At 69.8% G+C, this 9,732-nt stretch carries 9 protein-coding genes; 7 read left to right on the top strand and 2 right to left on the bottom strand.

All coding sequences use genetic code 11. The annotated features are described in order from the left end of the window. Positions 1-129 precede the first annotated feature (129 nt). Positions 130-1,296 (bottom strand): permease, encoded by a 1,167-nt coding sequence (locus tag A5659_RS04120; RefSeq protein WP_082975892.1) that lies wholly within the window; start codon positions 1,294-1,296, stop codon positions 130-132. Between the two features lie 424 nt (positions 1,297-1,720). On the opposite strand from A5659_RS04120, the gene sepIVA reads away from it, so the two are divergent. From sepIVA to mutM, 4 genes are all read left to right on the top strand, one after another. Next, positions 1,721-2,458: a cell division protein SepIVA gene (gene sepIVA / locus A5659_RS04115; protein WP_066860047.1), complete on the top strand. Its 738-nt coding sequence runs from the start codon at positions 1,721-1,723 to the stop codon at positions 2,456-2,458. A gap of 69 nt (positions 2,459-2,527) precedes the next feature. Next, entirely contained in the window at positions 2,528-3,127 is a 600-nt protein-coding gene (locus A5659_RS04110; RefSeq protein WP_197497908.1) for a DUF177 domain-containing protein, read from the top strand. After that, the gene (rnc, locus tag A5659_RS04105; RefSeq protein WP_067019566.1) at positions 3,124-3,837 is read left to right on the top strand and encodes a ribonuclease III; all 714 of its coding nucleotides are present in this window, start codon (positions 3,124-3,126) and stop codon (positions 3,835-3,837) included. The genes A5659_RS04110 and rnc overlap by 4 nt, the downstream gene beginning before the upstream one ends. A gap of 15 nt (positions 3,838-3,852) precedes the next feature. Further along, positions 3,853-4,722, top strand: a complete 870-nt coding sequence (gene mutM, locus A5659_RS04100; protein ID WP_066876557.1) for a DNA-formamidopyrimidine glycosylase — start codon at positions 3,853-3,855, stop codon at positions 4,720-4,722. A 19-nt stretch (positions 4,723-4,741) separates the two neighbouring features. On the opposite strand, the gene A5659_RS04095 is transcribed toward mutM, so the two are convergent. Further along, positions 4,742-5,518, bottom strand: a complete 777-nt coding sequence (locus A5659_RS04095; RefSeq protein WP_066876555.1) for a PIG-L deacetylase family protein — start codon at positions 5,516-5,518, stop codon at positions 4,742-4,744. Positions 5,519-5,571: 53 nt separating this feature from the next. Between A5659_RS04095 and A5659_RS04090 the strand changes: the two genes are divergently transcribed. The 3 genes from A5659_RS04090 to smc form a co-directional block, all read left to right on the top strand. After that, complete coding sequence (locus tag A5659_RS04090; RefSeq protein ID WP_067179432.1) at positions 5,572-5,997, top strand: OsmC family protein; 426 nt, start codon at positions 5,572-5,574, stop codon at positions 5,995-5,997. Next, the gene (locus A5659_RS04085) at positions 5,984-6,277 is read left to right on the top strand and encodes an acylphosphatase (RefSeq protein ID WP_066859986.1); all 294 of its coding nucleotides are present in this window, start codon (positions 5,984-5,986) and stop codon (positions 6,275-6,277) included. The genes A5659_RS04090 and A5659_RS04085 overlap by 14 nt, the downstream gene beginning before the upstream one ends. Before the next feature lie 260 nt (positions 6,278-6,537). Beyond that, a partial coding sequence (gene smc / locus A5659_RS04080; protein ID WP_067179430.1) for a chromosome segregation protein SMC occupies positions 6,538-9,732 on the top strand: 3,195 nt, incomplete at its 3' end.

The raw sequence follows: 9,732 nt of genomic DNA, 5'->3' as shown, positions 1-9,732 counted from the left end.
CGTAGCGGCAGCGGACGCACGGTGCACACGCCGGCGGAGATGAGCAAGGCCGTCGAATGGGCGCTCGCCGAGGCCGGGCAAGGGCGCTGCGTGGTGCTGGACGTGCGGTTGCCGCAACCCTGAGACTCCTCAGTGCCGATGCTCTGATGGGCCGGCCTCGGGGGAGCCGCCCATCATGCGCACCATCGGCAGACCTCCGGACGTGACGAACCGGGCGATCAGGACTGCCGCGAGCATCAGGAAGGCGATGTTGAGCCACGTCGTGTAGTTCCAGGAGATCGACGCCTCGATCACCGTCGCGTTGCGCTGCTTGGGAATGAGATGTGTTGTGCCGAAGACCAATTCGACCAGATATCCGGCGGCCACCATAGCGGCGTAGAAGGTGCCCAGTAGCGTCAGCATCATCTTGGTGCCGTAATACTTGCGGTAGATGTTGAGGATCGGAAGGATCAACAGGTCGGCGTAGATGAAGGCGATGACACCGCCGAAGCTGATGCCTCCGTTCCACAGCACCGCGGCCAGCGGCACGTTGCCGATGGAGCACACGAAGGACACGATCGCCACAATGGGCCCCACGATCGGGCCCCACAGCGCCGAGAGGCCCGGGTGATCGGCCAAAAAGAAGACCTGCCAGAACTTTTCGGGTACCCAGGCCGCGACGGCGCCGGCGATCAACAAGCCCAGCACGAGGTCGCGCAGGATCGCCAGCCACTCCATCACGAACACGTGTGAAACCGAGGTGAGGCCCGCCGGGGAAAACAGCCGTCGCCAGAACGAGCCCTCGCCCTGGATCGACATGTCCATGGCCGCATGGCCTTCCATGGATCCGGCGATTCCCCGCTCGGCCTGCTCGCGGGCGGCGTCCACGAGTCGCGAACGCACGAACAGCCGGAACAGCACGGCGAGCGCGACGATCATCAGTGGGCCGCCGACGAATTCGGCGGCGGTGAATTGCCAGCCCATCAGCAGCGCCAGGATGATGCCCAGTTCCACCACCAGGTTGGTGGAACCGATTTCGAATGCCATCGCGGCGGTGAAGTCGGCGCCCTTGCGAAACAGCGACCGCGCCAGCGCCACCGCGGCGTACGAGCACGACGACGACGCCGCGCCCAGCCCCGCGGAGATCGCCAGGGTGCGCGGACGGTCGTCGCCCATCAGCGACACGATCGTTGAACGCCGCACGACGGCCTGCACCACCGCCGAGAGGGCGAAACCCAGGATCAGCGCCCATAAGATTTCCCACGTCATCGAGCCCGCGAGCGTCAACGCGTGCCCGATCGCCGATAGCACCGTCACTGTGTCCTCCTGGGTAAACCGTAGGGCGCCCGCGCACCCCGTGCAGTATACCCCGAGGGGGTATATCGCCGGCGACCGAGATAGTGGCCCGGCCGCCCGGCGCCTAGAATCGCTGGCAAATAGCCGGGCCCCGGCGTGTCGACGCAAACCCCGGGCCCCGCGCCCGTCGAGCCTCGGCGGGAGCCCGGCGCCGAATATGGATGAACCACCTCGTGCGGCCGTGGCGGCCGCGGTAACAGCGTGAACGGGCGCTTTCTGATGACACTGGATTCCTGCGACCTGGCCGGAAACGGCGCGCCGGGTCGTTTGAGGCGCCCCGAACGGGCAAATACCCGACACACCGGGCTCGCCACCGCTGTCACAGGGACAACACCAGGCACACTGGTAACAACCGGATCTTTGCAGACGCCAGGAGGGTATGGCCGTGTATCGAGTCTTTGAGGCGCTGGACGAACTCAGCGCCATCGTGGAAGAAGCCCGTGGCGTTCCGATGACGGCCGGCTGCGTGGTGCCCCGCGGCGACGTGCTGGAGTTGATCGACGACATCAAGGATGCGATTCCGGGCGAACTGGATGACGCCCAGGATGTGTTGGACGCCCGCGATTCGATGCTGCAGGACGCCAAGACGCACTCCGAGTCCATGGTGGCCTCGGCGACCACCGAGTCGGAGTCCATGCTCAACCACGCCCGCGCGGAGGCCGACCGGCTGCTGTCCGACGCCAAGGCGCAAGCCGACCGGATGGTGAGCGAGGCGCGCCAGCACAGCGAGCGGATGGTCGGCGAGGCTCGCGAAGAGTCGATGCGCATCGCCACGGCGGCCAAGCGCGAGTACGAAGCCAGCGTCGGGCGCGCCCAGGCCGAAGCCGACCGGCTGCTGGAAAACGGCAACATCTCCTACGAGAAGGCCGTGCAAGAGGGCATCAAGGAGCAGCAGCGCCTGGTGTCGCAGAACAGCGTGGTGGAGGCGGCCAACGCCGAGGCCACCCGGCTCATCGACTCGGCGCACGCCGAGGCCGACCGGCTGCGCGGCGAGTGCGACATCTACGTCGACAACAAGCTCGCCGAGTTCGAGGAATTCCTCAACGGCACCCTGCGCTCGGTGGGACGCGGTCGTCACCAACTGCGCACCGCCGCCGGAACCCACGACTACGCCGTGCGCTAGCCCCGCGCGGCGGTCCACCCGGGCGGCCACGCCCTGGAATTGTCGGGTCAGCGCCGTAGGATTCCCGGTATGACGCGGCAGCACAGCACATCATCGGCCCGCGGCGCAGCGTCACGGCTTGCCGGACCGATGGCGTTCGACATCACCCGGCTCGGGCGGCGCCCCGGGGCCATGGTCACCCTGCGAAAAACCGTGCCCAGTCCGTCCCGCATCGGGCTGGACATGATCGCGATCGAGGCCGGCGCGGACCTGGACCTGGACCTCCAGGTCCAATCGGTGTCCGAAGGCGTCCTGGTGACCGGGACGGTGACCGCCCCGACCGCCGGTGAGTGCTCGCGTTGCCTGACCAAGCTACAGAGCCACGTGCAGGTGCGGCTGACCGAACTGTTCGCCTACCCGGACAGCACCACCGAGGCGACCACCGAGGAAGACGAGGTGGGCCACATCGTCGACGACACCATCGACCTCGAGCAGTCGATCCGCGACGCCGTCGGGCTGGAGCTCCCGTTCTCGCCCGTATGCACCCCGGACTGCCCGGGGCTGTGTCCCGAATGCGGCGTCCCGCTGGCCGCCGAGCCGGGCCACCGGCACGATCGCATCGATCCGCGGTGGGCCAAGCTGGCGGGCATGTTCAGCGCCGAGTCGGACGAGTCGCGGGACCAGCGGTGAGTTCACGGCAGGTTCTGCTCGACGCCCTCGGGGTTGAACTGTCCGACGAACTGCTGTCCCTGGCGCTGACGCATCGCAGCTACGCCTACGAGCACGGCGGACTGCCCACCAACGAGCGCCTGGAGTTCCTGGGCGACGCCGTGCTGGGGCTGACGATCACCGACGAGCTCTACCACCGCCACCCCGACCGCAGCGAGGGTGACCTGGCCAAGCTGCGGGCGAGCGTCGTCAACACCCAGGCGCTGGCCGACGTCGCGCGCAAGCTGTGCGACGGGGGCCTCGGCGTCCATCTGCTGCTGGGGCGTGGCGAGGCCAACACCGGCGGGGCCGACAAATCCAGCATCCTGGCCGACGGGATGGAATCGCTGCTGGGCGCGATCTATCTCGAGCACGGCATCGACGTTGCGCGCGAGGTGATTCTGCGGTTGTTCGGTCCGCTGCTGGACGCCGCGCCGACGCTGGGAGCCGGGCTGGACTGGAAGACGAGCCTGCAGGAGCTGACCGCGGCGCGCGGCATGGGCGCGCCGTCCTACGTCGTCACCTCCACCGGCCCCGACCACGACAAGGAATTCACCGCCGTGGTCGTGGTGGCCGAGACCGAATACGGCACCGGGGTGGGCCGCTCCAAGAAGGAAGCCGAGCAGAAGGCCGCGGCCCAGACCTGGAAAACCCTCGACGTGCTGGACACCGCGGGGACGACGCCCAACTAGATGGTGTCTGTCTGAATGCCCGAACTGCCCGAAGTCGAGGTGGTGCGCCGCGGCCTGCACGCCCACGTCGTCGGCAAGACGATCACCGCCGTGCGGGTGCACCACCCGCGCGCGGTGCGTCGTCATGAAGCCGGGCCCGCGGACCTGACCGCCCGGCTGCTGAACGCGAGAATCACCGGCACCGATCGGCGCGGCAAATACCTGTGGCTGCTGCTCGACACCGAACCCGTTGGGCAGCAATCGGATACGGCGCTCGTGGTTCACCTCGGCATGAGCGGGCAGATGCTGCTCGGTGCGGTGCCGCGCGCCGACCACGTCCGGATCTCCGCGCTGCTCGACGACGGGACCGTGCTGAGTTTCGCCGACCAGCGCACCTTCGGGGGGTGGATGCTCGCCGATTTGGTCGAGGTGGACGGCAGCGTGGTGCCCGAACCGGTCGCGCACCTGGCGCGTGACCCGCTGGACCCCCGCTTCGACGCGGACGCGGTGGTAAAAGTCTTGCGGCGCAAGCATTCCGAGATCAAACGGCAGCTGCTCGATCAACAGGTGGTGTCGGGTATCGGCAACATCTACGCCGACGAGGCGCTGTGGCGGGCCAAGCTGCACGGCGCGCGACTGTCCGACACGCTGAGCCGCAAGCAGCTGACCGCCGTGCTCGACGCGGCCGCCGCCGTGATGCGCGACGCGCTGGCCAAAGGGGGGACGTCGTTTGACTCGCTGTATGTCAACGTCAACGGCGAGTCCGGATACTTCGACCGATCGTTGGACGCCTACGGCCGTGCGGGCCACGCCTGCCGTCGCTGCGGGGCGGTGATGCGCCGGGAGAAGTTCATGAACCGCTCGTCGTTCTACTGCCCGAAATGTCAACCGCGCCCACGGGGCTGAGCTTTCGAACGCGGATGAGTCAATCGAAGATGTCGCGGCGCAGCGTCCCGGTGGGCAGCGCCGGGTCCACGAACCACTCGTGGCAAAACAGCGCACCAAACACCTGAGGCGGCAACCGCAACAGCAGCCCGAACACACCCGCGACCAGACCCGAAGCGCCGATCTGGGAGCGGTGCGCGGCGAATGCGTCGCGCTTCTGGCGCGCGAATCCGAAGACGTTGACGCGATGGGTGATCGTGGCGCGGGGGGCGTAGGCGCCGCGGACGATGTCGCGTTCGTACGGCTCCGGCAGCCGCAACAAATGCGCGACATCGCTGACGCGAAGCAGCATTTCGCGCGGCATCGTCACCTCTAGTACCCGCGGGATGGCGGCGAGTTCGGCGGCCCGCTTGCCGACGTGGTGCACCTGGACGTGGTCGCGGTGGCCATAGCCGCCGTTGGGCTGATAGCTGAGCAGCAGGTCGGCGTGTTCGTCGCGCAGGATGCCGGCCAGCCGCCCGGCCGCCTCGTCGAGGTCCGCGCGGCCGAATCGGGTGCGCCCGGGCGGATCCGGGTAGAACAGCGGCCCGTAGCCGCTGTCGGCGTACCCCAGGCACTCCACCCGATGCGCCCCGAGAATGCTTGCGCTCAAACGTAATTCGTTCAGCCGGTCGTTGTGGTCCTCGTTGTGCACGCGACCGTCGGTCGCCGTGACCACGACCACCCGGTGCCCGGCCGCCGCCGCCCGCGCCAGGGTGCCACCCGTGAGCACGACCTCGTCGTCCGGGTGGGCATGGAATGCGACCACGGTGGACATGCAAAACAGTATGCCCGTGCCGGAAAAGTTCGGACGCCCGGTAGAAATGAGCCATGGCCGAACTATGGGTGGAACGCACCGGAACTCGCCGCTACACCGGGTACAGCTCACGAGGGGCGCAGGTGCTGATCGGCTCCGAGGACGTCGAAGGCGTGTTCACCCCCGGTGAGCTGCTCAAGATCGCGCTCGCGGCGTGCAGCGGGATGTCCAGCGACCTGCCGCTGGCCCGCCGGCTGGGCGACGACTACAAGGCGGTGGTGAAGGTCTCCGGCGCCGCCGACCGGGAGCAGGAACGCTATCCGCTGCTCGAGGAGACCCTGGAACTGGACCTGTCGTCGCTGGCCGACGACGAGAAGCAGCGCCTGCTGGTCGTGGTCAACCGCGCGATCGACCAGGTCTGCACGGTCGGCCGCACGCTCAAGTCCGGAACCACCGTCAACTTCGAGGTCAGCTCCGAGGTCAGCGATGTCGGAGCCTGACACCCGGCTCACCGCATGGGTGCACGGCCAGGTCCAAGGCGTCGGTTTCCGCTGGTGGACCCGCTGCCGGGCGCTGGAACTGGGTCTCACCGGCTATGCCGCCAACCAGGCCGACGGCCGCGTTCTGGTGGTCGCCCAGGGCCCGCGGCCGGCCGGCGAGAAGCTGCTGCACCTGCTGGAAGGCGGCACCGCATGGCCGTCGCGGCCCGGCCACGTCGACAAGGTGGTCGCCGACTGGTCACAGCCCCAGGAGCGGTTCGAAGGTTTCGTCGAGCGCTGACGGGCAGGGTCCGGGCGTCCGACGAGCCCCTGGGCCTCACATCTGTCACACCGGCACCGACTGCGGCGTCGATGGGCGAATCCGCAACGTGATAGCGCCGGCGCCAGCGCGTTTCGCAGGGCGACATTCACCTTCGGCCCGTGGCTGATGTGACCACTGTGACCAGTGCGTCGACCGCCAAAAACACCGCCCTATTTCGGGCCGGCCGACACCCCGCGGTGCCGCCGTCCGGGCCGATTTGAGCGGTAGTCTGGCTCGCCGTGTACCTCAAGAGTCTGACGCTGAAGGGCTTCAAGTCCTTCGCCTCGCCGACGACTCTGCGGTTCGAACCGGGCATCACCGCCGTCGTCGGACCCAACGGCTCGGGCAAATCCAACGTCGTCGACGCGCTGGCCTGGGTCATGGGGGAGCAGGGAGCAAAGACCCTGCGCGGCGGGAAGATGGAGGACGTCATCTTCGCCGGGACGTCGTCGCGGGCCCCGCTGGGGCGCGCCGAGGTCACCGTCACCATCGACAACTCCGACAACGCGCTGCCCATCGAATACTCCGAGGTGTCGATCACGCGGCGGATGTTCCGCGACGGCGCCAGCGAGTACGAAATCAACGGCAGCAGTTGCCGTTTGATGGATGTTCAGGAGCTGCTGAGCGACTCCGGCATCGGCCGGGAGATGCACGTCATCGTCGGGCAGGGCAAGCTCGACGAGATCCTGCAATCGCGGCCCGAAGACCGTCGCGCGTTCATCGAGGAAGCCGCCGGCGTGCTCAAGCACCGCAAGCGCAAGGAAAAGGCGCTGCGCAAACTCGACGCGATGTCGGCGAACCTGGCCCGACTGACCGACCTGACCACCGAGTTGCGTCGCCAGCTCAAACCGCTGGGCCGCCAGGCCGAGGTGGCCCGTCGCGCCCAGACCATCCAGGCCGACCTGCGCGACGCCCGGCTGCGGCTGGCCGCCGATGACCTGGTCAACCGGCAGGGCGAGCGGGAGGCCATCTTCGAGGCCGAGGCCGCCATGCGGCGCGACCACGACCAGGCGGCCGCGCGGCTGGCGGTGGCGTCCGAGGAGCTGACGACGCACGAGGCGGCGGTCGCCGAACTCTCCAGCCGCGCAGAGTCCGTTCAGCACACCTGGTTTGCGCTGTCCGCGCTGGCCGAACGGGTCGCCGCGACCGTACGCATCGCCAGCGAGCGGGCCCAGCACCTCGACGTTGAGCCGGTCGCCACTGGCGACACCGACCCCGCCGCGCTGGAAGCCGAGGCGGAGCGGGTCGCGGCCGCCGAGCAACAGCTGCTCGCCGAGCTGGCCGGCGCCCGGACCCGGCTGGACGGCGCGCGCGCCGAACTGGCCGAGCGCGAGCGCGAAGCCGCCGAGGCCGACCGGGCTCACATGGCGGCCGTGCGCGCGGAGGCGGACCGGCGGGAAGGCCTCGCCCGGCTGACCGGCCAGGTGGAGACGATGCGGGCCCGCGTCGAATCGATCGACGACAGCGTTGCGCGGCTGTCCGAACGCATCGAAGCCGCCGCCGCCCGCGCGCAGCAGGCCAAGGTGGAATTCGAGACCGTGCAGGGCCGGGTCGGTGAACTCGACCAGGGCGAGGTGGGTCTCGACGAACACCACGAGCGCACCGTCGCCGCATTGCGGCTGGCCGACGAGCGGGTCGCCGAACTGCAGTCCGCCGAGCGGGACGCCGAACGCCAGGTGGCCTCGTTGCGGGCCCGCATCGACGCGCTCGCGATCGGGCTCGAGCGCAAGGACGGCGCGGCGTGGCTCACCCAAAACCACGACGGCACAGGTCTTTTGGGTCCGATGGCCAAGTTGGTCAAGGTCCGTTCCGGGTATGAGGCGGCGCTGGCCGCGGTGCTGGGATCGGCGGCCGACGCCCTGGCCGCCGAAAGCTTCGGCGCGGCCCGCTCGGCCGTCGCCGCGCTCAAGGAGGCCGACGGCGGCCGCGCCGCGCTGGTGCTGGGCGACTGGCCCGCCGATCAGCCCACCCCGCAGGCCGCCCCGGCGGGTGCGCTGTGGGCGCTCGACCTGATCGACGCGCCCGCCCGGCTGCGCGGCGCGATCACGGCCATGCTCTCCGGCGTCGCGGTGGTCGACGACCTGGACCGCGCGCTGGCGCTGGTGGCCGCGCATCCCCGGTTGCGTGCGGTCACCCTCGACGGCGACCTGGTGGGCGCCGGCTGGGTGAGCGGCGGCTCGGACCGCAAGCTGTCCACGCTCGAGGTGACGTCGGAGATCGACAAGGCCGGCGACGAGCTGACCGCCGCCGAGGCGCGGGTGGCCCAGCTCAGCGCGGCGCTGTCCGGGGCGCTGACCGAGCAGGCCGCCCGCCAGGACTCCGCCGAGCAGGCGCTGGCCGCGCTCAACGAATCCGACAGCGAGATCTCGGGGATGTACGAACAGCTGGGCCGGCTGGGCCAGGAGGCCCGGACGTCCGAGGACGAGTGGAGCAGGCTGCTGCGGCAGCGCGAGGAGCTCGAAGCGGGCCGGACCCAGACCGTCGCCGAGGTCACCGAACTGGAGACCCGGCTGCGCAACGCGCAGGAGACCCAGCAGGCGCCGACCGAAGATCCCGTGGACCGGCAGCGGATCGCCGCGGCGACCGAAGCCGCGCGCAGCGTCGAGGTGGAGGCACGGCTGGCGGTGCGGACCGCCGAAGAGCGGGCGAACGCGGTGCGGGGGCGCGCGGACTCGTTGCGCCGCGCGGCCGCGGCCGAGCGCGAAGCCCGGCTGCGGGCCCAGCAGGCGCGGGAGGCGCGGTTGCGTGCCGCCGCGGTGGCGGCGGCGGTGGCCGACTCCGGGCGGCTGCTGGCGCAGCGGTTGACCGGGGTCGTCGACGCCGCGTCCAAGATCCGCGACGCGCTGGCCGCCGAGCGCCAGCAGCGCGCGACCGCGATGGCCGCGGTGCGCGACGAGGTGAACGCGCTGAGCGCCCGGGTGGCCGCCCTGACCGACTCGCTGCACCGCGACGAGGTGGCCAACGCCCAGGCGGCGATGCGGATCGAGCAGCTCGAGCAGATGGTGCTCGAGCAGTTCGGGATGGCGCCGGCCGACCTGATCGCCGAGTACGGGCCGGACAACCTGCTGCCGCCGACCGATCTGGAGATGGCCGAATACGAGCAGGCCAAGGAGCGCGGTGAGCAGGTCTTCGCGCCCGCGCCGATTCCCTACGACCGGGCCACCCAGGAACGCCGCGCCAAGCGGGCCGAGCGTGAGCTGGCCGAACTGGGCCGGGTGAACCCGCTGGCGCTGGAGGAGTTCGCCGCGCTCGAGGAGCGATACAACTTCCTGTCCACCCAGCTCGAGGACGTCAAGGCCGCCCGCAAGGACCTGCTCGGGGTGGTCGACGAGGTCGACGCCCGCATCCTGCAGGTGTTCAGCGAGGCGTATGCCGACGTCGAACGCGAGTTCACCGAGGTCTTCACCGTGTTGTTCCCCGGCGGCGAGGGCCGG

Source organism: Mycobacterium sp. 1165196.3, assembly GCF_001673415.1.
Classification (GTDB): domain Bacteria; phylum Actinomycetota; class Actinomycetes; order Mycobacteriales; family Mycobacteriaceae; genus Mycobacterium; species Mycobacterium europaeum_A.
This window is presented reverse-complemented; position numbering and strand designations above follow the sequence as displayed.